The organism is Ferrimonas kyonanensis DSM 18153 (assembly GCF_000425405.1).
Classification (GTDB): Bacteria; Pseudomonadota; Gammaproteobacteria; order Enterobacterales; family Shewanellaceae; genus Ferrimonas; species Ferrimonas kyonanensis.
Genome location: NZ_AUDJ01000033.1, coordinates 44394 through 67922, shown reverse-complemented (window position 1 = coordinate 67922; position 23529 = coordinate 44394). Strand labels below are relative to the sequence as shown.

The 23529-nt window shown below is 55.2% G+C and carries 22 protein-coding genes; 2 read left to right on the top strand and 20 right to left on the bottom strand.

Annotated elements, in window-relative coordinates; all coding sequences use genetic code 11:
- Positions 1–203: 203 nt before the first annotated feature.
- The 7 genes from ccoG to H598_RS24135 form a co-directional block, all read right to left on the bottom strand.
- The gene (ccoG, locus tag H598_RS0111875; RefSeq protein ID WP_028113215.1) at positions 204–1631 is read right to left on the bottom strand and encodes a cytochrome c oxidase accessory protein CcoG; all 1428 of its coding nucleotides are present in this window, start codon (positions 1629–1631) and stop codon (positions 204–206) included.
- Positions 1632–1739: 108 nt separating this feature from the next.
- Positions 1740–3191, bottom strand: a complete 1452-nt coding sequence (locus tag H598_RS0111870; protein ID WP_245595593.1) for an NAD-dependent succinate-semialdehyde dehydrogenase — start codon at positions 3189–3191, stop codon at positions 1740–1742.
- Between the two features lie 49 nt (positions 3192–3240).
- A complete protein-coding gene (locus tag H598_RS24140) occupies positions 3241–4419 on the bottom strand; it encodes an MFS transporter (protein ID WP_051252686.1) in 1179 nt (392 codons plus the stop codon).
- Positions 4420–4655: 236 nt separating this feature from the next.
- Complete coding sequence (glmS, locus tag H598_RS0111860) at positions 4656–6488, bottom strand: glutamine--fructose-6-phosphate transaminase (isomerizing) (protein WP_028113213.1); 1833 nt, start codon at positions 6486–6488, stop codon at positions 4656–4658.
- Positions 6489–6501: 13 nt separating this feature from the next.
- Complete coding sequence (locus H598_RS0111855; RefSeq protein ID WP_028113212.1) at positions 6502–7275, bottom strand: DeoR/GlpR family DNA-binding transcription regulator; 774 nt, start codon at positions 7273–7275, stop codon at positions 6502–6504.
- Between the two features lie 111 nt (positions 7276–7386).
- The gene (gene glmU / locus H598_RS0111850) at positions 7387–8748 is read right to left on the bottom strand and encodes a bifunctional UDP-N-acetylglucosamine diphosphorylase/glucosamine-1-phosphate N-acetyltransferase GlmU (protein ID WP_028113211.1); all 1362 of its coding nucleotides are present in this window, start codon (positions 8746–8748) and stop codon (positions 7387–7389) included.
- 60 nt (positions 8749–8808) lie between these two features.
- Positions 8809–9729 (bottom strand): LysR substrate-binding domain-containing protein, encoded by a 921-nt coding sequence (locus H598_RS24135; protein WP_051252685.1) that lies wholly within the window; start codon positions 9727–9729, stop codon positions 8809–8811.
- Positions 9730–9869: 140 nt separating this feature from the next.
- On the opposite strand from H598_RS24135, the gene xapA reads away from it, so the two are divergent.
- Together xapA and H598_RS0111835 are read left to right on the top strand one after the other, a co-directional pair.
- Positions 9870–10694 carry a xanthosine phosphorylase gene (xapA, locus tag H598_RS0111840; protein ID WP_028113210.1) on the top strand — a complete coding sequence of 275 codons (825 nt, stop codon included), beginning with the start codon at positions 9870–9872 and terminating at the stop codon, positions 10692–10694.
- A 77-nt stretch (positions 10695–10771) separates the two neighbouring features.
- A complete protein-coding gene (locus tag H598_RS0111835) occupies positions 10772–11656 on the top strand; it encodes a DMT family transporter (protein ID WP_028113209.1) in 885 nt (294 codons plus the stop codon).
- A gap of 61 nt (positions 11657–11717) precedes the next feature.
- On the opposite strand, the gene H598_RS0111830 is transcribed toward H598_RS0111835, so the two are convergent.
- From H598_RS0111830 to mnmG, 13 genes are all read right to left on the bottom strand, one after another.
- On the bottom strand, positions 11718–12146 hold the full coding sequence (locus H598_RS0111830) for a F0F1 ATP synthase subunit epsilon (RefSeq protein WP_028113208.1): 429 nt from the start codon (positions 12144–12146) through the stop codon (positions 11718–11720).
- 21 nt (positions 12147–12167) lie between these two features.
- Positions 12168–13571, bottom strand: a complete 1404-nt coding sequence (gene atpD, locus H598_RS0111825) for a F0F1 ATP synthase subunit beta (protein WP_028113207.1) — start codon at positions 13569–13571, stop codon at positions 12168–12170.
- Positions 13572–13604: 33 nt separating this feature from the next.
- Complete coding sequence (gene atpG, locus H598_RS0111820) at positions 13605–14465, bottom strand: F0F1 ATP synthase subunit gamma (protein WP_028113206.1); 861 nt, start codon at positions 14463–14465, stop codon at positions 13605–13607.
- A gap of 16 nt (positions 14466–14481) precedes the next feature.
- Positions 14482–16023: a F0F1 ATP synthase subunit alpha gene (gene atpA, locus H598_RS0111815; protein WP_028113205.1), complete on the bottom strand. Its 1542-nt coding sequence runs from the start codon at positions 16021–16023 to the stop codon at positions 14482–14484.
- Between the two features lie 13 nt (positions 16024–16036).
- The gene (atpH, locus tag H598_RS0111810; RefSeq protein WP_028113204.1) at positions 16037–16570 is read right to left on the bottom strand and encodes a F0F1 ATP synthase subunit delta; all 534 of its coding nucleotides are present in this window, start codon (positions 16568–16570) and stop codon (positions 16037–16039) included.
- A gap of 15 nt (positions 16571–16585) precedes the next feature.
- Positions 16586–17056: a F0F1 ATP synthase subunit B gene (gene atpF / locus H598_RS0111805; RefSeq protein WP_028113203.1), complete on the bottom strand. Its 471-nt coding sequence runs from the start codon at positions 17054–17056 to the stop codon at positions 16586–16588.
- A 77-nt stretch (positions 17057–17133) separates the two neighbouring features.
- Positions 17134–17355, bottom strand: a complete 222-nt coding sequence (gene atpE / locus H598_RS0111800; RefSeq protein ID WP_028110369.1) for a F0F1 ATP synthase subunit C — start codon at positions 17353–17355, stop codon at positions 17134–17136.
- A gap of 42 nt (positions 17356–17397) precedes the next feature.
- Entirely contained in the window at positions 17398–18201 is an 804-nt protein-coding gene (gene atpB / locus H598_RS0111795; protein ID WP_028113202.1) for a F0F1 ATP synthase subunit A, read from the bottom strand.
- 3 nt (positions 18202–18204) lie between these two features.
- The gene (locus H598_RS0111790) at positions 18205–18597 is read right to left on the bottom strand and encodes an ATP synthase subunit I (RefSeq protein ID WP_028113201.1); all 393 of its coding nucleotides are present in this window, start codon (positions 18595–18597) and stop codon (positions 18205–18207) included.
- Between the two features lie 422 nt (positions 18598–19019).
- The gene (locus tag H598_RS0111785) at positions 19020–19946 is read right to left on the bottom strand and encodes a ParB/RepB/Spo0J family partition protein (protein ID WP_028113200.1); all 927 of its coding nucleotides are present in this window, start codon (positions 19944–19946) and stop codon (positions 19020–19022) included.
- Positions 19947–19955: 9 nt separating this feature from the next.
- Positions 19956–20747, bottom strand: a complete 792-nt coding sequence (locus H598_RS0111780) for a ParA family protein (RefSeq protein WP_028113199.1) — start codon at positions 20745–20747, stop codon at positions 19956–19958.
- A gap of 15 nt (positions 20748–20762) precedes the next feature.
- Positions 20763–21386, bottom strand: a complete 624-nt coding sequence (gene rsmG, locus H598_RS0111775) for a 16S rRNA (guanine(527)-N(7))-methyltransferase RsmG (protein WP_028113198.1) — start codon at positions 21384–21386, stop codon at positions 20763–20765.
- A gap of 84 nt (positions 21387–21470) precedes the next feature.
- Positions 21471–23360, bottom strand: a complete 1890-nt coding sequence (gene mnmG / locus H598_RS0111770) for a tRNA uridine-5-carboxymethylaminomethyl(34) synthesis enzyme MnmG (protein ID WP_028113197.1) — start codon at positions 23358–23360, stop codon at positions 21471–21473.
- Positions 23361–23529: the final 169 nt, after the last annotated feature.

The window sequence follows — 23529 nt, the reverse complement described above, 5'->3', positions numbered from 1 at the left end:
TCATTTCCCGTCAAGCGTTATTTTCAAAGGCTTTTCCGAGTGTCGAATTGTTGCTCAGTGCTTAACGAAGTAAGCCGCTGTGCCCCGTCGACAGGGAAGGCATTATAGGGAGTGGATTTGGTTTCGCAAGGGATAATTTAGAAAAACATTCCATACGAATAAAAAACGGGCACAAGGCCCGTTTTTATACAGTTTTCGTGTATTTACCGGCCGCCAGTGCCGATGAAACGTGAGCTTTGATGATCCGAGACAGTTTCAAAAGCCACTTCTGCGGTCACAACAAAGTCGATGTCCGTCACCGGGTCTTTAATGTAGTAAGGATCAATGGCGACCGACACAGGAATGCTGGCCACCTCACCACCGCCGACGGTCACCTCTCGGGGGCCACCCCATTGATACTCCTCCAGACCGGTCACCGCCAGATTAAATACCACCGGCAGTTCACTCTTATTCAGCAGTTTCAGGGTATAGACGTTTTCAATCAGCCCTTCATTCGTTTCCCGGAACAGCATATTGCGATCGCGAATCACATCGACCTCCAGTGGCTTGATGGCACCCACCATGGCCACAAAGGCGATACACATCACCAGCAAGGCGCTGCCGTAGCCCACCAGTTTCGGACGCATTACGTTGCTGGTTCCACCCTCGAGTTGCCGCTCGGTGGTGTAGCTGATCAGTCCCTTGTCATACCCCATCTTCACCATCACGTCATCACAGGTCTCGACACAGACACCACAGTTAATGCACTCATATTGAAGACCATTACGAATATCGATGCCGGTGGGACACACCTGCACACACAGGTTGCAGTCAATGCAGTCACCCAGCCCCATCTCTTTCGGGTTCTGCTTGCGGCCCCGGGGGCCACGCTGCTCACCGCGACTGGCGTTGTAACCCACCGAGTAGGTGTCCTTGTCGAACATCACCGATTGAAAACGGGCATAGGGACACATATGCAGGCACATGATCTCCCGCATCCAACCGGCATTGCCATAGGTGGCCAGGGTAAAGAAGGCGCCCCAGAAATAGACGCTGCCACTGGCGTTGCCAGTAAAGAAATTCGGGTACAGCTCCGTAGCCGGCGTAAAGAAGGAGATAAAGGTGAGGGCGGTCAACAAGGACATCGCCAGCCAACTGCCATGTTTGGCGGTTTTCTTCCAGGCTTTCTCGACACTCCAGGGCGCCTTATCCAGCTTCATCCTCTTGTTGCGTGCCCCCTCAATCTTCTCCTCGACCCAGATGAACATAAAGGTCCAGATGGTTTGCGGGCAGGTGTAACCACACCACACCCGCCCCAGGTAGGTAGTAAAGAAGAACAGGGCAAACGCGGCAATCATAAACAGGAATGCCAGCAACAGCAGATCCTGAGGCCAAATCACCAGGCCGAAGACATAGAACTTGCGCTCCGCCAGCTCAAACAATACGGCAGGGCGGTCTCCCCAAGGGATCCAGGGCAGCAACAGGAAAAACAGCATGAACACCCAGCCCATCTTTCGTCGCAGGGTGGTCCATTGGCCTGAAGACTTTCGGACATAAATCCGATTACGGGGATTGAAGCGATCGAGCTTGCGAGGATCCGCGGCTTGCACCTTGATGGGTTTAGCCTGCGCACCGCTATTTCGAGGGGTCATAACTGCAAAACCTTTCCATGTTTACAACTCGCTGGGCAGTATATCAGTAATTGCTAACAAACAATCACAAACGGGATCAATTTTATGGTAGGGAAGTCATCAACATCATTAGCTTCCAAAGCACAAGTATTTGGTTTCCAGATAATCGTCCAACCCTTCCTGACCGCCTTCACGACCCAGCCCCGAACTCTTAATGCCGCCAAACGGGGCGACGGCGGTAGAGATAATGCCTTCATTGACACCAACCATGCCAAACTGCAGCGACTCGGCCACTCGCATCACCCGCCGGACATTATCACTGTACAAGTAGCTAGCCAGACCGGCTTCTGTGCTGTTGGCCAGGTGAACCGCCTCCTCTTCGGTTTCAAAACCAGTCACGGCCAGCACCGGACCGAAGATCTCCTGCTGCCAGATTGGATTGCTCGGTCGAATCGACTCCAGCAGCGTTGGAGGATAGAAACGACCGGGCAGGTCAGTACCGACAGCGCTGCAGGTTGCACCCGCCGACAGCGCCTGTTCAACCAAGCGACTGACCCGCCGATGGGCAACCTGAGAGATCAGCGGGCCGATGTTGTTGCCATCGATAGCACCGGGTCCCACCTTCAACGCCAACACCTTTTCCCGAAGCTTGCTCACAAAGGCCTGATACACCCCTTGTTGAACCAGTATTCGATTGGCGGCCACACAGGTTTGTCCGCTGTTTCTAAACTTCGCCGCCAGCAGGCCATCCACCGCCAAATCCAGATCCGCATCATCAAATACGATGAACGGCGCATTTCCGCCCAGTTCCAATGACACTTTTTGAATATGAGCCGCGCTTTGCGCCATCAATATGCGACCCACCGCTGTGGAACCAGTAAAGGACAGCTTTCGAATCCTAGGACTGGCACACAGGCGTTGACCAATAGCGGCCGCATCGGTACCGGGTACCACATTGATGCACCCGGCCGGAAAACCGGCTTGCTCCGCCAGAGCCACCAATGCCAGTGCCGTCAACGGCGTTTCCGCCGCTGGCTTAATCACCACACAGCAACCAGCGGCCAGCGCCGGCGCCACTTTTCGAGCAATCATCGCCAACGGGAAGTTCCACGGGGTAATGATGGCCACCACACCGACAGGCTGCTTGATGGTCATCGGCCGACGGCCACCAGGCAGGGCAGGGAGGGTGTGCCCGTAAGCACGAACCCCTTGTTCAGCAAACCATTTCAGATAGCTGGCACCATAAGCCACCTCCGCCAGAGACTCGGACATCGGTTTGCCAGACTCCAGCGTTATCAGTTCAGCCAGGCGCGACTGCTGTGCCAGCAGCAAATGCTGCCAAGCCATTAGCCGATCGCAGCGGGCTTGAGCTGGCTGCAATCGCCATGGCTCAAAGGCGTTACTGGCCGCATCGATGGCGGCCTCAACCTGATCGAGATCCACATTGGCGACCCGAGCCACAATGTCGCCGCTCGCGGGATCGTCAACGTCAAAACACCCCAAGTTACCCGCTACCCAGCGCCCATCGATGTAAGCCTTGTCCTGAATCGCCATCTCTGTCTGCCACTGTGGTTGCCTCACTGCCTCAACGGTAACACCGAAAGCACAGAGAGGGTACAGGGCAGGGGCGTTATTCCAGTCCTGCCGGAGGCTCCACCAAATCGGTGCGAGTCTTGCTCAATGCCGATACCAACATGTACAGGGCGGTCGCCATAAACACGCCTCCCAGATACGAAGGCAACTGCGCCACTCCGGCCCCCCGCCAGTTAACCAGTACCGGTCCCAGCACCGAACCCATGCTGTAGCTAAGCAACATCAACTGGGTAATGGACACAATCTTACTGCGATCCATACCATCACAGGCCTGGCTGATGGCCACCGGGTACAACGCAAATGCCGACATTCCCAGTAGCAGCATCGCCAGCGCCAACTCCAGCGGCGTTGAAGCCAGCACCAGAACCACCACCGCCAACGTTCCCAGGCTGCTGAGTAACGCCAGCAGCAGCGTTTTACTCATCCGTGCACTCAACCAACCGGTAAGCGGTTGAATCGCCATGCCGGCGAAAATCAACACCGCCATCATCATTCCGGTCAGTTCACCTGCAGAGGCGTAATGGCTCAGGTATACCGGCAGCAACCCATACATAGGCCCGAGAATCAGCCCTGAAATCATGCACCCCAATACTGCCGAGCGCTTCAGTTTTCCCAGAGAGGAAAGCGGCAATTGGTGATGCTGCTGTACCAGCGGTGAACAATGACGCCCCAGTAAAGGCGGCAGCGCCGCCAGCACCAGCAATGCCAGTACCAGCAGAAACGGCAGCATGCCGCTAACGCCAAACTGGCTCATCAGAAGTTGTCCCAGGGCATTGCCACCGTACAAGGCCGCCATGTACAAACCAAGACGACTGGCTCGTTGACGCTCATCCTCCACCAGCAGCAACCAGGACTCCACCACCACAAACACCCCTGCGGTAGCCGCACCGGCCACCACCCTCAAGCCCAGCCACAGCCATTGCGAGGGCAGGGCGATCATCAACGCCACGGTGGCAGCAACAATCAACAAGAACAGCACCAGAGCCCTGCGGTGCCCCAACACACGAACGATCGGCTCAATCCACAGCGCCCCGAACAGCAAACCCGCGTAGAAGGCACTGGCCAGCCAGGCCGCCATGGCCGATTCCATTTCCAGCATCGGCAGTGACAATGGCAGCAGGCTCATCAGATAGCCCGCCGCAATGGCAAACAAAAACAATCCCCCAACGGGAACCCGCACCCCATAACGACCTTGGGAAACCACAGAACCAGCCACACTACTCTCCACATCAACACGGCCAATCCACTCCCGACAACAATCAGCGGGAGACGCTATTTGGCGGCATAGTGTCGACGACGGGCAGGGGAGTAAAACGAAACTTTTTTATGGTCAGGACAACCAATGATTATTGATGACCGGGCGAGGACAATAACAAGTTAGAGGCAATATAAATCAATAGCTAAAACAAAAACGCCACCTGATAAGGTGGCGTTTCATCGACTCAGGTCCGGTTATTCCACGGTCACGGACTTGGCCAGGTTTCGAGGCTGATCCACATCGGTACCTTTGATCAGCGCCACGTAGTAGGACAACAGCTGCAACGGCAAAGTGTAGATGATTGGCGCGATAAACTCGTCACAGTGAGGGACCGGCACTACCTTCATGGTGTCGTCGGACTCAAACTGCGCATCGACATCGGCAAACACATACATCAAACCACCGCGAGCCCGCACCTCTTCCACATTGGACTTTAGCTTCTCCAGCAGTTCATTGTTGGGGGCCACCACAATTACCGGCATGTCAGCATCGATCAACGCCAGCGGACCGTGCTTCAGCTCACCGGAGGCGTAGGCTTCGGCATGGATGTAGGAGATCTCTTTCAGCTTCAGCGCTCCCTCCATGGCGATGGGGTACTGGTCGCCCCGACCCAGGAACAACGCATGGTGCTTATCGGCAAAGTCCTCGGCCATCGCTTCAATGTCGTCGTTCAGGCTCAGAGCCTGCTCAATCTTGGCCGGCAGAGACTGCAGTCCCTGTACCAGTGAGGAGAGGCACTCTTGCGCCATACCGTTATGCTGACCAATAGCACCTGTCAGCATCAGCAGCGCCGCCAACTGCACCGTGAAGGCCTTGGTGGATGCCACGCCAATCTCGGCACCCGCTTTCATCATGTAAGCCATGTCGGACTCACGCACCAGCGAGGAGCCAGGGACGTTACAGATGGTCAGGCTAGAGGTGTAGCCCATCTCTTTTGCCAGGCGCAGGGCGGCCAGGGTGTCGGCGGTTTCGCCAGATTGTGAGATGGTGACCAGCAGGCTGTTCGGGAACACGTGGGACTTGCGGTAGCGGAACTCCGACGCAATCTCTACATTGCAGGACACACCGGCGTGCTGCTCCAGCCAGTACCGAGCCACCATGCCGGCGTGGTAGCTGGTACCACAAGCGATGATCTGCACATGCTTAACACTCTTCAGCAGCTCGGCTGAGCCCTCGCCAAAGGCATCATCGGCGATGCCACCACTGAGCAAGCGGCTTTCCAGCGTCCGCTGCAGCGCCAGTGGCTGCTCATGGATCTCTTTCATCATATAGTGGCGATACGGCCCCTTGTCGCTGGCTTCGTGGGACACCTCAGATTCTTTGACTTCACGCTCGACGGCGTTGCCGGCACTGTCAAAGATGCGCACTTCGCGGCGGGTCACCTCCGCCACGTCGCCCTCTTCCAAGAAGGCAAACTTGCGGGTCACCGGCAGCAATGCCAGTTGATCGGAAGCAATGAAGTGCTCACCCACACCGTAACCGATCACCAGAGGGCTGCCGGAACGGGCCACCACCACCCGAGAGGGGTCGCGACGGTCGGTAATCACGGTGCCATAGGCACCTTCCAACTGCTTAACCGTGGCCTGTACTGCCGCCAGCAGGCTGTCTGCAGTTTTCAGCTCATGATGCACCAGGTGACCAATCACTTCGGTATCGGTATCAGACTCAAATACGTAGCCCAGCCCCTTGAGGTGCTCGCGCAGGGGACCGTGGTTTTCGATGATGCCGTTGTGCACCACCGCAATGTCACCACAGGACTGATGGGGGTGAGCGTTACGCTCGTTGGGTTCTCCATGGGTGGCCCAGCGAGTATGGGCGATGCCGGTGCCGCCACTGACCGGTTGCTCCGCCAGCGCATTGGCCAACTCCTGCACCTTACCAACCCGGCGCAGTCGCTGCAGGTTTTGGGCTTCATCGACAATGGCGATGCCGGCAGAATCGTAACCGCGGTACTCCAGCCGTTTCAGGCCTTCCACCAGAATCTCCGCCACATCCCGTTGGGCAACCGCCCCTACAATGCCACACATACTGTTCTCTCCATCAATCTTTAAACGGTGCCCGGATAACCCGAACCCCATGAATCTCTATCTGCGATGCGGTGTCATCGGACAACTCGTCATCGGTAATCAGGTAGCGGACCTTGGCCCAGGGCAGTTCCAGGTTGGGGATTTTTCTACCAACCTTGCTGGACTCCACCATCACCACCACGTCACGCGCCACGTCGGCCATCACCTTGGACAAGCCAATCAATTCATTAAACGTGGTCGTTCCACGTGAAACGTCGATGCCGTCGGCACCGATAAACAGCATGTCGAAATCGTACGACCGCAGCACCTGTTCCGCCACCTGGCCCTGAAACGACTCCGAGTGGGGATCCCAGGTACCACCGGTCATCAACAGCGTCGGTTCGTTCTCCAACTCCCGCAGGGCGTTCGCGCCATTGAGGGAGTTGGTCATCACCACCAGTCCGCGCTTGCTGCCCAACTCGGCAATCATCGCCGCGGTGGTGCGACCGGAATCGATGATGATGCGCTGGTGATCGCCAATCAACGCTGCCGCCGCCGCGCCGATGGCCTGCTTGCGACCGGAAACCTTATGGCCTGGATCATCGGCAACGATCTCCTGCGGCACCGGCACCGCGCCACCGTAGCGGCGCAGCAACAAGCCACTGGCCTCCAGAGTCGCCAGGTCTTTTCGAATGGTCACTTCCGAGGTTTGAAACTCCCGCGCCAGATGATCCACACTCACTTCCCCCTGCTGGGTCAGCAAAGCCATGATGGTGTGGCGGCGTTGTTGGGTATTTCGTTTCGACATGATGCCCTAAGTTTCGTTTCGAAAGTTATGAAGTATAAAATCAAAACTCGTTGATGCAAGGAAAAGTCATAAAAAAAGCGGCCATCCGGCCGCTTTCTCTGTCTTATTTGTCTATTTCGGCGCCTTTACCGGACGCTGCCAACCGCTGATATGGCGCTGCTTGCTGCGGGTCAGCACCAGCTCACCGTCACCGACCTCTTTGGTTACCGTGGACCCGGCGGCTACCGTCGCCCCCTCACCAATGGTGACCGGCGCCACCAGTTGCGAGTCGGAACCAATAAAGGCGTTGTCCTTAATCACTGTCAGGTGCTTGTTGGCACCGTCGTAATTACAGGTAATGGTACCAGCACCAATATTGACCTTTTCCCCCACCTCGGCATCACCGATGTAGGCCAGATGGTTGGCCTTGGAACCTTTACCCAGGCGGGCTTTCTTCATCTCAACGAAGTTACCAACGTGGCTGTCGTGCACCAGTTCGGCACCGGGGCGCAGACGGGCAAACGGACCGGCGGTGCAAACTTCACCCACGGTGGCATTCTCCACCAGGGTATAGGGCTTGAGCACGCTGCCATCGCCGATACGACAATCTTTCAGCACACAGCCGGCACCGATGGTGACGTTGTTGCCGATGCTGACCGTGCCTTCGATCACCACATTGACATCGATAAACACATCTTCGCCGACACTGAGTTCACCACGCACGTCAAACCGGGCCGGGTCTGCTAGGGTCGCCCCACTGAGCATCGCCTGCTCCGCTGCCCGCGCCTGAAAGGCCCGTTCCAGCGCCGCCAGTTGAACCCGGTTATTGGCCCCCTCCACCTCAATGGCCGTCTGAGGCTGAGCCGTGGCCACGCCACCTTCGGCGGCCGCCATGGCAATCACATCGGTCAGGTAGTATTCACCCTGAGCGTTATCATTGGACAGGTCGGCCAACCAACGCTTCAGTGCCTTACCCGGTGCCACCAGGATGCCGGTGTTCACCTCATCAATGGCCCGCTGCGCCTCGCTGGCGTCTTTGTGTTCGACAATGGCGGTCACGGTACCATTATCGCGAACGATGCGACCATAGCCACTGGGGTCGTCCAGGTTGACGGTCAACAAGCCAATGCCATTGTCCGGCTGTACCGCCAGCAATCGTTGCAGCGTCTCGGTCTGAATCAGCGGCACATCGCCATAGAGCACCATCACCTGGCTGTCGTCACTCCAGTCTGCAGACGCCTGATCCACCGCATGACCCGTTCCCAGCTGCTCCGCCTGCAGGGCCCAGTTGACCGAATTGTGGCCCAATGCCGCCTGCAGTTGCTCGCCACCATGACCGTACACCAGGTGAGTACGTACCGGCTGCAGCGCTGAAGCAGCATCAATGACGTGCTGAACCATAGGCTTACCGGCGATACCATGAAGCACCTTCGGCAAGGCGGAACGCATGCGGGTGCCTTTACCCGCTGCCAAGATGACGATTTCCAAACTCATGCTGATCCATTGATAGTTAGTCGTTAAGGCGCAAAAGTATACCCAGTCTGGGGAGTAAAATCAGCCGTCAGTGCAGTTTCCGCTCACCCGCAGGGTGTCGATAAAGGCTGCTACCAACTGGTGGGGCAGGTGAGGATCGTGCACCACGCACAGATCGGCGGCCATTGACTCCTGCAGCGGAATGAACTGAACCTTGTGCCAATGCTGACGCCGAAAACACTTGGGTACCAGCGCCAGGGCCTGATTGGCCGACACAAACGCCATCATAGTCTGCGGCTCTACCACCTGGTGCCGCACCCGGGGCACAAAGCCCAGTCGGCGACAATGCTCGTACACCATGGCAGCGGTGCCAGAACGTTTGGGATCAAACATCACCCAATCCTGATGCTGCAACTGGCGCAGCGACAACACCGAGGCAGCGGCCAGGGGATGCAACTCCGACACCGCCACCCACATCGACTCCGATTTGACCCGTTGTACCGACAATGGCGCCATGGCCTGGCGATCGCCCTCGCGGCACAGGCCAACATCGATGCGCTGCTCCCTGAGCGCCTGCCGCTGCTCCGACGGCGCCAACTCAATGAAGTTCATCGACACCTGAGGCTGCTGTAACCGAAACACCTCAATGGCGGCAAACAGTCCGTCCCAAGCCGCCGAGCTGATCAGGCCGATGTTCAGGGTCTGATGTTGACTGCGGCCAGCCTGCAGCACTCGGTTGAGCGACTGTTCCATGGCTGCCAGCAACTGCTCACACTCCAGCTTCATCAGTGCGCCCGCCGCTGTCAGCGTTACTCGTTTATGGCTGCGGTCCAACAGGCTCAGCCCCAATACCGACTCCAGTTCACGCACCTGGGTGCTGAGGGCTGATTTGGAGATGCACAAGTCCGAGGCCGCCAGACCAAAGTGCAGGCGCTGTGCAACCGCCGCAAAATAGCGAAGCATTTTCATGCTGATTCGGCCACTGTCCAACAGGTGGTTCATCGTCACTCCCCGAGTATCGTTTTCAATACTTACCCATTATCGTTCTGATTAATAAAACAAACGAGCGAAAAATCGCCCTGTCTTCCAGACCACCGATTCACCTATAGTGGCCGGGTATTCCGCAACCGAGTGACCCAATCATGATCAACGATGCCCCTCACCGCGCCCTGGCCACCATCTTGTCCCATAAGCCCGATTTCGCCCCCCGCTGCGCCTTTATTCTGGGATCCGGTCTCGGCGTACTGGCCGACCAGATGCAGGACAAGATCGTGATTCCCTATGAACAACTGGAGGGGTTTCCAACCAGCGACGTCGCCGGCCACAGCGGTGAACTGGTGCTGGGTAAGATGCATGGCATCGACGCAGTGTGCATGAAAGGGCGCGGTCACTTCTACGAAGGCCAGGGCATGACGGTAATGACCACCCCGGTTCGTACCTTCAAGCTGCTGGGCTGTGGCATGCTGTTTGTCACCAACGCCGCCGGCTCTCTGCGGCCGGAACGCATCGATGTCGGCTCACTGGTGGTGTTTAACGATCACATCAACACCATGCCGGGCACTCCCATGGTCGGACCCAATGATGACTTCTATGGCGACCGCTTTTTCAGCCTGGCCAACGCCTACGACAGCAAACTCAGGCAACAACTGCAAACCGTCGCCGCCAAACACAACATTCACCTCAACGAAGGGGTGTTTGTCTCCTACCCCGGCCCCTGCTTTGAAACCGCTGCCGAGATTCGAATGATGCAGATCATCGGCGGCGATGTGGTCGGCATGAGTGTGGTGCCCGAGGTGATCAGTGCTGCCCACTGCGGTCTGCCGGTACTGGCGGTGTGTGCCATCACCAACCTGGCAGAAGGCCTGGGAGAGACGGCGCTGTCTCATCAGCAGACCCTGAACTGCGCCAAACTGGCAGAGCAGGACTTTATGCAATTGATAGAGGCCTTTGTCCGCCACCACTTCTGACGCTCAGGCCGGAACGTGCTATAACTCCCTCAGGGTGGACTCGCCACCCTGACTGAGTACCATCTGCGGATCCCACTATGAAAGACCAACCTGTTGTCAGAGCCCACCTGGGACTGCTGCTGTATGCGGTGCTGATCAGCACCTCCTTTCCCATCGCCAGCTTTATGGGCAGCAGCTACTCGCCGCTGTGGACCACCTGGGGCCGCTTTGCCATCGCCGCCGCCGGTTTTATGCTGCTGATGCAATACCACCGCCAGCTGCATTGGCCAGGCTGGGCCAATGTCGGCCGCTACAGCCTGATAAGCCTGCCGTTAACCGGCTTCTTCCTGCTGATGTTCATGGCCGGAGAAACCGCCTCATCCCTGGCAATGGGGAGCCTGTCGACACTGATTCCCCTGTGCAGCTGCTTGTTTGCCTGGCTGTTCTGGCGTCAACTGCCGCAACCACAGCGACTGCTGGCCCTGTGCTGTGGTGTCGCCGGTGCCCTGTGGGTACTGACCGGCGGTCAGTTACACCAACTGAGCCAGGGCGGATGGCCGCCGGGAAACAGTTTATTTGTGGTGGCGTGCTTGCTGATGGGGGCCTACCCACTGGTATTGAAATCCCTGCATCGGGGCGAACCGATGTTAACCGTAACCGGCTGGTCACTGATCACCGGCTGCCTGTGGCTCAGCCTGGCCCTAGCCCTGCTGCAGCCTCAATGGATTACGCCGACGACGCCACAACTGGCTGCCATAATGTGGCTGGCCACGGCCACCACCATGTTGACGTTCTTCCTGTTTCAGTCTGCCAGCCTGGTGGTCGGCGGCAGCTCTGCCAACGCCTACAGCCTACTGACACCGGCACTGGTGCTGGTCATCGATCTGTTGATGGGCAAACCGCTGCCATCGTTATGGGTGCTACCCGGCATCGGGCTTATCGTCATAACCCTGCTGGTGCTGTTAAAGCTGGACAGCGACTGAGCCGTCGCCGAAGCAATAAAAAAGGCGGCCAATGGCCGCCTTTTTGATGAGGTCTCCGAGCTTACTTGCCCAGGCCTCTTCGGATGGTATCAACAACGCGAAGTTGTGCCATCGCTTTCGCCAGTTCGATTGCGGCTGCTTCGTAGTCCATGTCCACAGAGGCGGTTGCCATCTGCTCTTCGGCTGCGCGCTTGGCTGCTTCCGCAGCCTCCACATCGATATCTTCACCACGTACGGCGACATCGGCCAGCACGGAGACATTATCGGGTTGAACCTCGAGAATGCCGCCTGACAGGTAGATTACCTCTTCACTGTCGTCCTGCTTTTTGATGCGAACCATGCCTGGCTTGATGGCGGTGAGCAATGGAGTGTGGCCATGCATAATACCCAGTTCACCCTCGGTACCTGTTACTTGCAGGTACTGAGCACGACCAGAAAAAATGCTTTCTTCCGCACTGACTACATCCAAATGAAGTGTCATAGCTGCCATCTCATCCTCCCCGAAGCCGGGTTATACAGTCTTCGCTTTCTCGACTGCTTCGTCGATGCCACCAACCATGTAGAACGCCTGCTCAGGCAGTTCATCGTACTCGCCGGACAGAATGCCCTTAAAGCCTGCGATGGTGTCTTTCAGCGATACGTACTTACCAGGTGCACCGGTAAATACTTCGGCTACGAAGAATGGCTGAGACAGGAATCGCTCAATCTTACGAGCACGGGCAACGGTCTGCTTATCTTCTTCAGACAGTTCGTCCATACCCAGAATCGCGATGATGTCTTTCAGCTCTTTGTAGCGCTGCAGTACAGTCTGTACGCCACGAGCGGCTTCGTAGTGTTCCTGACCGATGACCAGAGGATCCAGCTGACGAGAGGTGGAATCCAGTGGGTCAATCGCAGGGTAAATACCACGAGCGGCGATGTCACGGCTCAGTACAACGGTCGCGTCCAAGTGAGCGAAGGTGGTAGCTGGAGACGGGTCAGTCAAGTCATCCGCAGGTACGTATACCGCCTGAACAGAAGTAATGGAGCCTGTCTTGGTGGAGGTAATACGCTCCTGCAGAACACCCATCTCTTCAGCCAGAGTCGGCTGGTAACCTACCGCTGAAGGCATACGACCCAGCAGTGCAGATACCTCGGTACCGGCCAGGGTGTAACGGTAGATGTTGTCCACGAACAACAGTACGTCACGACCCTCGTCACGGAACTTCTCGGCCATGGTCAGGCCGGTCAGTGCTACGCGCAGACGGTTTCCTGGTGGCTCGTTCATCTGACCGTAAACCATGGCTACTTTTGACTGTACTTTGTCATCCAGGTTTACAACGCCGGATTCAGCCATTTCGTAGTAGAAGTCGTTACCCTCACGGGTACGCTCACCAACACCAGCGAATACAGACAGACCGGAGTGTGCCTTCGCGATGTTGTTGATCAACTCCATCATGTTTACGGTTTTACCTACACCCGCACCACCGAACAGACCGATTTTACCACCCTTGGCGAATGGGCAAACCAGGTCGATTACCTTGATGCCGGTTTCCAGCAGTTCAGTCGCGCTGGACTGATCTTCGTAGCTAGGTGCTTCGCGGTGGATTTCCCACTGCTCTTCCTCACCGATAGAGCCACACTCATCGATAGGGTCACCCAGTACGTTCATAATACGACCCAGGGTCGCAGTACCTACTGGAACTTTAATTGCGCTACCAGTGTTGGTAGCTACCAGTCCGCGACGCAGACCTTCTGACGCACCCATCGCAATAGTACGAACAACACCGCCACCAAGCTGCTGCTGAACTTCCAGCACCAGTTTGCCACCGTCATTGTCGATATTCAGGGCGTCGTATACCTTCGGTACGGAATCTTGTGGAAACTCCACGTCAACAACCGCACCAATCACTTGAACGACAGTACCTGTGCTCATGATTAATCCTCTGATTATCTCGTTTCCGCTGCCTTAAACTGCCGCAGCACCGGCACAAATCTCAGACAGTTCCTGCGTAATCGCAGCCTGACGAGCCTTGTTGTATACCAGTTCCAGGTCATTGATCAGGTCACCGGCGTTATCGGTTGCAGATTTCATTGCAACCATACGGGCGGCCTGTTCAGACGCGACATTCTCTACAACACCTTGATAAACCTGAGATTCGACGTAGCGAACCAACAGTTTGTCCAACAACGCTTTCGGATCGGGCTCATAGATGTAGTCCCAAGCGTGAGCGCGTTGTTTGGTGTCGTCTTTCGGCAACGGCAGAAGCTGATCGATCACTGGGTCCTGCTTCATGGTGTTCACAAACTTGTTGTACACCAGATACAGGCGGTCCAGCTTGCCCTCGTTGTAGGCATCCAGCATCACCTTAACGGAACCAATCAGGTCCGTCAGGGATGGTGCATCGCCCAGGCCAGAAGCCTGTGCAGCAACGTCACCACCAAAGCTCTGGAAGAATCCTGCGCCTTTGGAACCGATGGCCGCATAAGAGACGTTCACGCCCTTTTGCTTCCACTCGGTGGTTGCCTGAGCAACCTGTTTGAACAGGTTAATGTTCAAACCACCACACAGACCACGGTCAGTAGAGATGACGATGTAACCGACACTCTTTACTTCACGCTCTTCCAGGTAGGGATGCTTGTACTCCAGAGAGCCCTGCGCTACGTGACCAATCACCTTACGCATGTTCTCCGCGTATGGACGGCTGGCGTGCATACGATCCTGCGCTCTGCGCATTTTCGATGCCGCTACCATTTCCATGGCAGAGGTGATCTTCTGAGTGTTTTTCACACTCCCGATCTTGGTACGGATCTCTTTAGCGCCGGCCATCTTCTATCTCCCCCTGTTACCAGGTTTGAGTCGCAACGAACTTGTCCATAGCCGCTTGCAGCTGAGATTCGATGTCGGAGTTGTAGTCTCCAGTCTCGTTGATCAGCTTCAGCAGGTCAGCATGTTCGGCGTTCATGTAGGAGAGCAGGGACGCTTCGAAGTCACCAATCTTGTTTACTGCGATTGCGGACAGGAAGCCTTTTTCTGCTGCGAAGATGACAACGGCTTGATCAGCGACGCTCATTGGCGCGTACTGCTTCTGTTTCATCAGTTCGGTTACCCGCTCACCATGCTCCAGCTGGGCACGAGTGGCGTCGTCCAAATCGGATGAGAACTGAGCGAAGGCCGCCAATTCACGGTACTGTGCCAGAGCGGTACGAATACCACCGGACAGCTTCTTGATGATCTTAGTCTGAGCCGAACCACCTACACGAGATACCGAGATACCTGGGTTAACCGCAGGGCGCAGGCCCGCGTTAAACAGGTCGGTTTCCAGGAAGATCTGACCATCGGTAATGGAGATTACGTTGGTCGGTACGAACGCAGATACGTCACCAGCCTGGGTTTCAATGATTGGCAGAGCAGTCAAAGAACCGGTCTGACCCTTCACTTCACCGTTGGTGTAACGCTCAACGTAGTCGGCGTTAACACGTGCTGCACGTTCCAGCAGACGGGAGTGGAGGTAGAAAACGTCACCAGGGTAAGCTTCACGGCCCGGAGGACGCTTCAGCAGCAGTGAGATCTGACGGTAAGCAACAGCTTGCTTAGACAGGTCATCATAGATGATCAGGGAGTCTTCACCGCGGTCGCGGAAGTACTCACCCATTGAACAACCAGAGTAAGGAGCCAGGTACTGCAACGCAGCCGCTTCAGACGCAGAAGCAACAACCACAATGGTGTTCTTCAGTGCATCGTGCTCTTCCAGCTTACGTACCACGTTGGCGATGGTAGAGGCTTTCTGACCAATCGCAACGTACACACACTTAATGCCGGAATCTTTCTGGTTGATGATGGCGTCGATAGCCATCGCAGTCTTACCAGTCTGACGGTCACCAATGATAAGTTCACGCTGACCACGACCGATTGGAATCATGGAGTCAACGGACTTATAACCGGTTTGTACAGGCTGAGAAACAGACTGACGGTCAATTACACCCGGTGCGATAACTTCTACAGGAGAGAAGCCGTCGTTTTCGATTGGGCCTTTGCCATCAATCGGCTCACCCAGGGTGTTAACCACACGGCCCAACAGACCGCGGCCAACTGGCACTTCAAGAATACGACCAGTGGACTTAACTTTTACGCCCTCTGCCAAATCGGCATATGGGCCCATTACTACGGCACCAACGGAGTCACGCTCCAGGTTCAGTGCAATAGCGAAACGGTTGCCAGGAAGCTCAATCATCTCACCCTGCATCACGTCGGCCAGGCCGTGGATGCGGATAATACCGTCGCTTACAGATACGATGGTACCTTCGTTGCGAGCTTCGTTGACAACATTGAACTGCTCAATTCTCTGTTTGATCAGTTCACTGATTTCAGTTGAATTCAGTTGCATGCTTAAATCCCCGTTAGGATTGCAGCGTATCGGCCATGCGGTTTAATTTACCGCGTACCGAGCCATCAATGACCAAGTCACCAGCGTTGATTACAACACCGGCAATAAGCTGCGGGTCAACACTGCAGATCAGTTTCACTTTCCGCGCCAGTTTTTGTTCCAGCGATTCGGCGATCTTCTGCTGCTGTTGTTCGCTAAGTTCTGTCGCTGAAACCACGTGGGCTTCAACCAGCTTTGCCTGTTCGTCAGCAAACTCTTTGTACAGAGTCGCCACTTGAGGCAGCACCGCCAGACGTCCGTTTTCAGCCATCACCTTAATCAGGTTCTGACCGTGGTCGTTCAACTTGCCTTCACAGATCTTCAAGAAGATCTCAGCCAGTTGTTCCACCCCTACGGCGCCGGATAACAGATCCGCAATGGCGTCGTTTTGCGCTACTGCGGCAGCAAAATCCAGTTGGTTTTGCCACTCGTCAATAGCCTGACGCTCAACCGCAAACTCAAATGCAGCTTTGGCATAGGGGCGCGCAACGGTAGTCAGTTCAGACATATGCCCTCTCCCCTATTAAAGCTCCGCGGCCAATTTTTCAACGATGTCGCTGTGGGCGTCAACGTCGATGGTACGCTCAATGATCTTCTCAGCACCGGCGACGGCCAGAATAGCCACTTGCTTACGCAGGGCTTCTTTGGCGCGGTTACGCTCGGCTTCAATTTCCGCCTGGCCTTGAGCAATGATCTTAGCTCGCTCGGCTTCGGCTTCTTCTTTCGCTTCGTCGACAATTTGCGCTTTACGCTTGTTTGCCTGCTCAATGATCGCACCGGCTTGTACTTTGGCTTCTTTCAGCTGTTCGCCGACGTTCGCCTGAGCCAGTTCAAGATCTTTTGATGCACGGTCAGCGTTTGCCAGTCCATCCGCAATTGTCTTCTGTCTGGCTTCGATGGCACCCATCAATGGGGGCCACACATACTTCATGCAGAACCAAACAAAAACAATAAAGGCGATAGTCTGACCAATAAAAGTCGCGTTGATATTCACAACGGCTCCTCCTCAAAACCCATTCAAAGTCGGTCCCGGATTAGCGGAACACAAAGACATTGGATTAAAGGGTCGCCTTAAACACCAACAACGAACAGGATGTACAGGCCGATACCTACACCAATCATTGGAACGGCATCCAGCAGACCCGCCATAATGAACATTTTGGTTTGCAGTGCAGGAGTCATTTCAGGCTGACGACCAACACTTTCCAGGAATTTACCGCCCAGCAGACCGAAACCAATGGCAGTACCCAGAGCACCCAGGCCAATCAACAGAGCAACAGCAATAGCAGTCATCGTTTTCTCCAGTTTCTAAAAAATGTTACTTAATCTTAAAAATTAATGATCTTCATGAGCCATGCTGAGATAAACAATCGTCAGCATCATGAAGATAAACGCCTGCAGTGTAATCACCAGAATGTGGAAAATGGCCCACGCAATCTGAGCAACGCCGCCCAGGGCGCCAATTGCTGCATTACCGGTGTACATTAGAGCAATAAGAATAAAGATCAGCTCACCCGCATACATGTTGCCAAACAGTCGAAGGCCCAGGGATACAGGTTTAGAGATCAGTCCTACAATCTCAAGCAGGAAGTTAAAAGGAATCATTAACTTGTTGTTAAACGGCTGGAGCGTCAACTCCTTAACGAACCCAGATACGCCTTTGATCTTAATGCTGTAGAACAACATCAGGAAGAAGACGCTGAAGCTCATCGCCAGGGTAATGTTCAAATCGGTAGAAGGAACAACCTTCAGATAATGAACGCCCGCAGCGCCAGCAGCACTAGGTAGCCAATCGACCGGAATCAGATCCATCAGGTTCATCAGGAAAACCCAGACGAAGATGGTCAGAGCCAAAGGTGCGATAAGCTTATTCTTGCCATGGAAGGATTCTTTAACGCTGGTATCGACAAACTCAACCAGCATCTCGATAAAGCATTGCAGCTTACCGGGAACGCCAGTGGTCGCCTTCACACCAACACGGCGGAATAACCAAAGGAAGAAAACGCCGAGTCCAACCGAAAACAGCAACGAATCAACGTTCCAAGTCCAAAAACAGTACCCATCAGCCGGGCAGCTAGACGCCCGATACTGTAAGTTCTGCAAGTGGTGCAGAATATACTCCTGCGGATTTGCAGCCATGATTCATCCCAAATGTTTTCGTTGAAACAACAAAGGTGCCATCCATAACACCATCAGCGCTGATATGTAGCAGCCAAACACGGCCCTAGGGTCAGATTTAACTACTGCAAATGCCAGCACAAAGAGAGTTACGGTTAGCATCAGCTTAATCGCTTCCCCGCGGTAAAAGGCATTCACCACATTACCGGTTACTTTTTCCCACTTGTGAGAAAAAGTCAGAGTCGCGAAAACGAAGTTGGGGATTACGGCCACACTGCCGCCCATCAGGGCCGACAACGCCAGCTGTTCTCCCCATAATACGAAACAAAACGTACTGATCAGAGCTACCACTATGGCTTGGGAAGCGACCAACCTAAACGCGGTTAATCGGCCTTTTCGCTTCGGGTCTCGTTTCAACGCTTTGGCTCCGTAAGTTTTCCAAATTGATGGGTCAATCGACCCATAATCTGCCTAAAAGCAAGCGAAAGTATACCTACTTACCTTAGCGATGCAACCAAGTGGAGGTTGGGAAACTGTGATCTCAAGCCGCAGCAGCAGGGGATGGAGGTGGAGCCACCTCACAGGCAGTCAGTCATATTTGTTATTGATCAACAAGAGCTGATTATAACCTGTCAAAAACGACGGATATTGAGCACTTATCCACCGAGGTTGATTTGTTTTAACGATTCATAAATACAGTTTAAACGGATTTCTTATCAGAATTAATTGATAAAACCGAGGCCAGCAGCATTTATTCCCCCCCGCCTGCCGGATAAAAAAAACGAAGTTTGTGGTAAGGATCACAAGCACAAAAAAACCTCCCGAAGGAGGTCTTTATGTTAATCAGTGATTACGCGACTTATGATCCCATCAAGCTGGTCCAAACTGTCATAGTTAATCACCAGCCGGCCCTTGCCCTTACTGCCCTGCTGGATGGCGACCTGAGCCCCCAGCCGTTCCGTCAGCTGATTGATCAGCCGCGTCACATCGGGATCTTCCACCTTGGCGGGCTTTTCAGGCTTAGGCTGCAGTTGGTTGGCCACCAGTTTTTCGGTGTCTCGAACCGTCAGGCCTTTGGCCACCACCACTCGAGCCGACAGCGTCTGAGCATCGCCGTCGAGCCCCAGTAGGGCACGAGCATGGCCCATTTCCAGATCACCATGTTCCAACAGGGTCTTAACCTCGTCGTTAAGGTTATTCAGACGTAACAGGTTGGTCACCGTGGCTCTGGACTTGCCCACCGCCTTGGCGACGTCGGCATGAGTCATCTCAAACTCGTCCGCCAGTCGCTGCAACGCAATGGCCTCTTCCATGGCGTTGAGGTTTTCACGCTGAATGTTCTCTATCAGGGCGATGGCCACCGCCGCTTCATCGGCAACATTCTTAACGATGCAGGGAACGGTCTCCAGACCGGCCATCTGCGAGGCCCGCCAGCGACGTTCGCCCGCCAGAATCTCATACTGTCCCGGTTGCAGAGGTCGAACGACGATGGGTTGCAATATTCCCTGGCTGCGAATGGAATCCGCCAACTCTTCCAGGGCTTCGGTGGACATGTCCCGACGCGGTTGGTACTCACCACGCTGCAACAACTCCAAGCGCAAGTGCACCAGGCCATCCTGTGAATCTGCCGGTACCGCAACCTCAGGAGCAGGGGCAGGTGACGGTTCCGGGGCCGATGCGATCTGCTCCCGGCGATCCATCACCGACTTACTGGTTCCCAGAAGGGCATCCAAGCCTTTTCCTAAACCGCGTTTTTTCGCTGACATGATTTCCCCTTATGCCTCTTCGGTCTCAGGCTCGCTGCGTTCGGCGCGGCGCAACATCTCGCCCGCCAAAGCCAGGTACGCCTTGGCGCCGGCACTGCTTTTGTCGTAATAGATGGCCGGTGATCCGAAGCTGGGTGCCTCCGCCAGGCGGACATTGCGCGGAATCACCGTCCGGTAGACTTTGTCACCGAAGTGTTGTTTTAGCTGATCGGACACATCATTGGCCAACCGGTTTCGAGGGTCGTACATGGTCCGAAGAATACCCTCGATGCCGAGATTCGGATTGACCACTGCCGCCAATTTACTGATGGTGTCAATCAACGCGGTCAGGCCCTCCAGGGCATAGTATTCGCATTGCATCGGGACTAATACCGAATCGGCGGCCCCCATGGCATTGACCGTCAGCATGTTCAAAGCCGGCGGGCAATCGATAAAGATGAAGTCGTACTGGTCTTTGATCGGCTCCAGCGCATTACGCAGCCGCAACTCGCGAGCAAAAAACTCCATCAGTTTAATCTCCGCCGCGGTCACGTCACCGTTGGCCGAGATCAGGTCATATTTGCCGTTGGTGTCTTTAACGATTACCTGCTCAGCAGGAACCTCGTCCACCAGCAGATCGTACGCGGTATGCTCCACCTCGTATTTATCGACGCCGCTGCCCATGGTGGCGTTCCCTTGCGGGTCGAGATCGATAACCAGCACCCGACGACGGGTAGCGGCCAAGGATGCGGCCAGATTGACACAGGTGGTGGTCTTACCGACTCCGCCTTTCTGGTTGGCTACTGCTATCACTCTTGCCATCAATAAGTCCCCAAACTATGACACTTTTCGAACGTTGACCAGATGCCGCTGGGCATCCAGTTCAGGCACCAGCAGCGGTTGCTGGCCAATCACTTCGAATCCCGACGGGATGTCGGCCAGCTCCTGCGGATCCAGTTGCCCCTTCAGAGCATAAAACTGCCCATGAGCGGCTGGCAGGTGATGGCACCATTGCAGCATATCAGACAATGAGGCAAAGGCTCGGCTCAGTACGCCGTCAAACCCCTGCTCCGGTTGATAGGCTTCCACCCGACTCTGTACCGGGGTGACGTTCTTCAGTCCCAGGGTGTGTACCACAGTAGTGATAAAGCGAATGCGCTTACCCAGGCTGTCCAGCAGTACAAAGGATTTATCAGGGTTGCAGATAGCCAACGGCAATCCGGGCAATCCCGGACCGGTTCCCACGTCAATGAAACGACTGCCCTGAAGGTGAGGGCCGACCACCACGCTGTCGAGAATATGGCGAACCAGCATCTCCTTGGGGTCGCGGACCGAGGTCAGGTTGTAGGCCTTGTTCCATTTGTTGAGCAACTCCACCAGTTGAACCAGTTGTTGCTGCTGTAGGTCGGTGAGGTGCAGATCGGTTTGCGCGATCAAATCGGCAAGCCTGGTGGCTAACACGTGTTGATATCCTTCGTCTGAGAAAAATGACAATTGGGTATTATGCGGGGATGAGCGGGGCTTGGAAAGCCCCGCGTGCGGTGGTTAAGCGGTTTTTCGCAGCAGACCGTGTTTTTTAAGGTAAACCAGCAGCAAAGAGATGGCGGCCGGAGTAATGCCAGAGATACGGGACGCCGCTCCCAGGGTTTCCGGGCGATGTTCCTTGAGTTTGGCTACCACTTCGTTGGACAAACCGGAAACCTGTTCGAAATCGATGTTGTCTGGCAACAGCGTCTGCTCATTGCGCAAGGTCTTGGCAATCTCATCTTTCTGGCGCTCGATGTAACCGGCGTACTTGATCTGAATTTCCACCTGTTCAGCAGCACGGCGATCCGCCAGTCCCGGTCCCAGATCCGTCACCTGCATCAGGGTCTGGTAGGTCAGTTCCGGCCGTCGAATCAGCTCTTCAAGATTGGCTTCTCGTGATAACGGCGTTTTTAACTTTGGATTCAGTTCGTCGGCCTGCACGCCGGTTTTTTGCACATAGGTGCTACGCAGTCGCTGCCGTTCCTGCTCAATGGCTTCCACCTTGTCGTTGAACGCCGCCCAGCGGTGATCGTCCACCAGACCCAGTTCCCGCCCTTCGGCAGTCAGTCGCATATCGGCGTTGTCTTCACGCAACAACAAGCGATATTCCGCCCTGGAGGTAAACATTCGGTAGGGTTCTTTGGTTCCCAGAGTCGACAGATCGTCCACCAGGACCCCCAGATACGCTTGATCGCGCTTAGGCGCCCAGGCCTCCAGCTCCTTGACCCGACGTGCGGCATTGAGGCCAGCCAGCAGCCCCTGGGCCCCGGCTTCTTCATAGCCTGTGGTGCCATTGATCTGGCCAGCAAAGAATAAACCCTCGATAAAGCGGGTTTCCAGACTGGATTTCAGATCCCGAGGATCAAAGAAATCGTACTCGATGGCGTAACCGGGACGCAGAATCTGTGCCTGTTCAAACCCGGTAATGGATCGAATCAGTTTTAACTGCACATCAAAGGGCAGGGAGGTGGAGATGCCATTGGGGTAGATTTCAATGCTGTTCAGCCCTTCTGGCTCAACGAAAATCTGGTGGCTGTTCTTATCGGCAAAACGCATCACCTTATCTTCGATGGACGGACAGTACCGTGGCCCAACGCCCTCGATGACGCCGGCATACATTGGGCTGCGATCCAGGTTGGCACGAATGATTTCGTGAGTCCGCTCATTGGTGTGGGTGATGTAACAAGGGATCTGCTGCGGGTGATCCGATGCCTTACCGATGAAAGAGATGGTTGGAATCGGGGTATCTCCAGGCTGTGCCTGCATCACCGAGTAATCCAGAGTACGGGTATCCAGACGGGCCGGGGTACCAGTCTTGAGCCGATCTACCCGAAAAGGCAGTTCACGCAGGCGGCGAGCCAGTGCGTTGGATGGCGGATCGCCGGCACGGCCGCCCTGATAATGATCCAAGCCAATATGAATCTGGCCACCGAGGAAGGTGCCTACTGTCAGTACCACCGTGGCCGCATCGAAACGAACGCCAGCTTGAGTGATCACTCCAACCACTTTGTCCTGCTCGACCACCAGGTCGTCCACCGCCTGTTGAAACACAGTGAGGTTAGGTTGAGCAAACAGAATCGATTGAATTGCCTGACGGTACAGGGCGCGATCGGTCTGAGCCCGAGTCGCACGCACAGCCGGCCCCTTGGAAGCATTCAAAGTACGGAACTGAATGCCGGCTCGATCGGTTGCCAGTGCCATGGCACCACCGAGGGCATCGATCTCTTTAACCAGGTGACCTTTACCGATCCCACCGATCGCCGGGTTGCAGGACATCTGACCCAGAGTATCCAGGTTGTGGGTTAACAGCAGCGTGTTCACCCCCATACGTGCACTGGCTAATGCTGCTTCGGTGCCTGCATGGCCTCCACCCACAACAATAACGTCATAACGATCCTGTGCCTGCATCAGATAGTCACCCCTTCATCGATCGGTCTGAAAAAAAGCGCGCCATTCTATCACTGGATCGCTAAGAGATAAATGGTCATTTTTTAGCCTTGGCGATCCGGCTCCAGACTAATAGATCTTAAGATCTTTATATAAAGATCTTTATTATTTTTACTCTTAGGGATCGCGA

What these genes read in the sequence shown, in the direction of transcription:
- atpE (WP_028110369.1), bottom strand. Translation starts at nt 17,355, where the DNA reads ATGACTGCTATTGCTGTTGCTCTGTTGATTGGCCTGGGTGCTCTGGGT.
- xapA (WP_028113210.1), top strand. Translation starts at nt 9,870, where the DNA reads ATGATCAACGATGCCCCTCACCGCGCCCTGGCCACCATCTTGTCCCAT.
- H598_RS0111830 (WP_028113208.1), bottom strand. Translation starts at nt 12,146, where the DNA reads ATGGCAGCTATGACACTTCATTTGGATGTAGTCAGTGCGGAAGAAAGC.
- atpA (WP_028113205.1), bottom strand. Translation starts at nt 16,023, where the DNA reads ATGCAACTGAATTCAACTGAAATCAGTGAACTGATCAAACAGAGAATT.
- H598_RS0111855 (WP_028113212.1), bottom strand. Translation starts at nt 7,275, where the DNA reads ATGTCGAAACGAAATACCCAACAACGCCGCCACACCATCATGGCTTTG.
- glmS (WP_028113213.1), bottom strand. Translation starts at nt 6,488, where the DNA reads ATGTGTGGCATTGTAGGGGCGGTTGCCCAACGGGATGTGGCGGAGATT.
- H598_RS0111835 (WP_028113209.1), top strand. Translation starts at nt 10,772, where the DNA reads ATGAAAGACCAACCTGTTGTCAGAGCCCACCTGGGACTGCTGCTGTAT.
- atpH (WP_028113204.1), bottom strand. Translation starts at nt 16,570, where the DNA reads ATGTCTGAACTGACTACCGTTGCGCGCCCCTATGCCAAAGCTGCATTT.
- mnmG (WP_028113197.1), bottom strand. Translation starts at nt 23,360, where the DNA reads ATGCAGGCACAGGATCGTTATGACGTTATTGTTGTGGGTGGAGGCCAT.
- ccoG (WP_028113215.1), bottom strand. Translation starts at nt 1,631, where the DNA reads ATGACCCCTCGAAATAGCGGTGCGCAGGCTAAACCCATCAAGGTGCAA.
- atpG (WP_028113206.1), bottom strand. Translation starts at nt 14,465, where the DNA reads ATGGCCGGCGCTAAAGAGATCCGTACCAAGATCGGGAGTGTGAAAAAC.
- H598_RS0111785 (WP_028113200.1), bottom strand. Translation starts at nt 19,946, where the DNA reads ATGTCAGCGAAAAAACGCGGTTTAGGAAAAGGCTTGGATGCCCTTCTG.
- glmU (WP_028113211.1), bottom strand. Translation starts at nt 8,748, where the DNA reads ATGAGTTTGGAAATCGTCATCTTGGCAGCGGGTAAAGGCACCCGCATG.
- atpB (WP_028113202.1), bottom strand. Translation starts at nt 18,201, where the DNA reads ATGGCTGCAAATCCGCAGGAGTATATTCTGCACCACTTGCAGAACTTA.
- atpD (WP_028113207.1), bottom strand. Translation starts at nt 13,571, where the DNA reads ATGAGCACAGGTACTGTCGTTCAAGTGATTGGTGCGGTTGTTGACGTG.
- H598_RS0111780 (WP_028113199.1), bottom strand. Translation starts at nt 20,747, where the DNA reads ATGGCAAGAGTGATAGCAGTAGCCAACCAGAAAGGCGGAGTCGGTAAG.
- H598_RS24135 (WP_051252685.1), bottom strand. Translation starts at nt 9,729, where the DNA reads ATGAACCACCTGTTGGACAGTGGCCGAATCAGCATGAAAATGCTTCGC.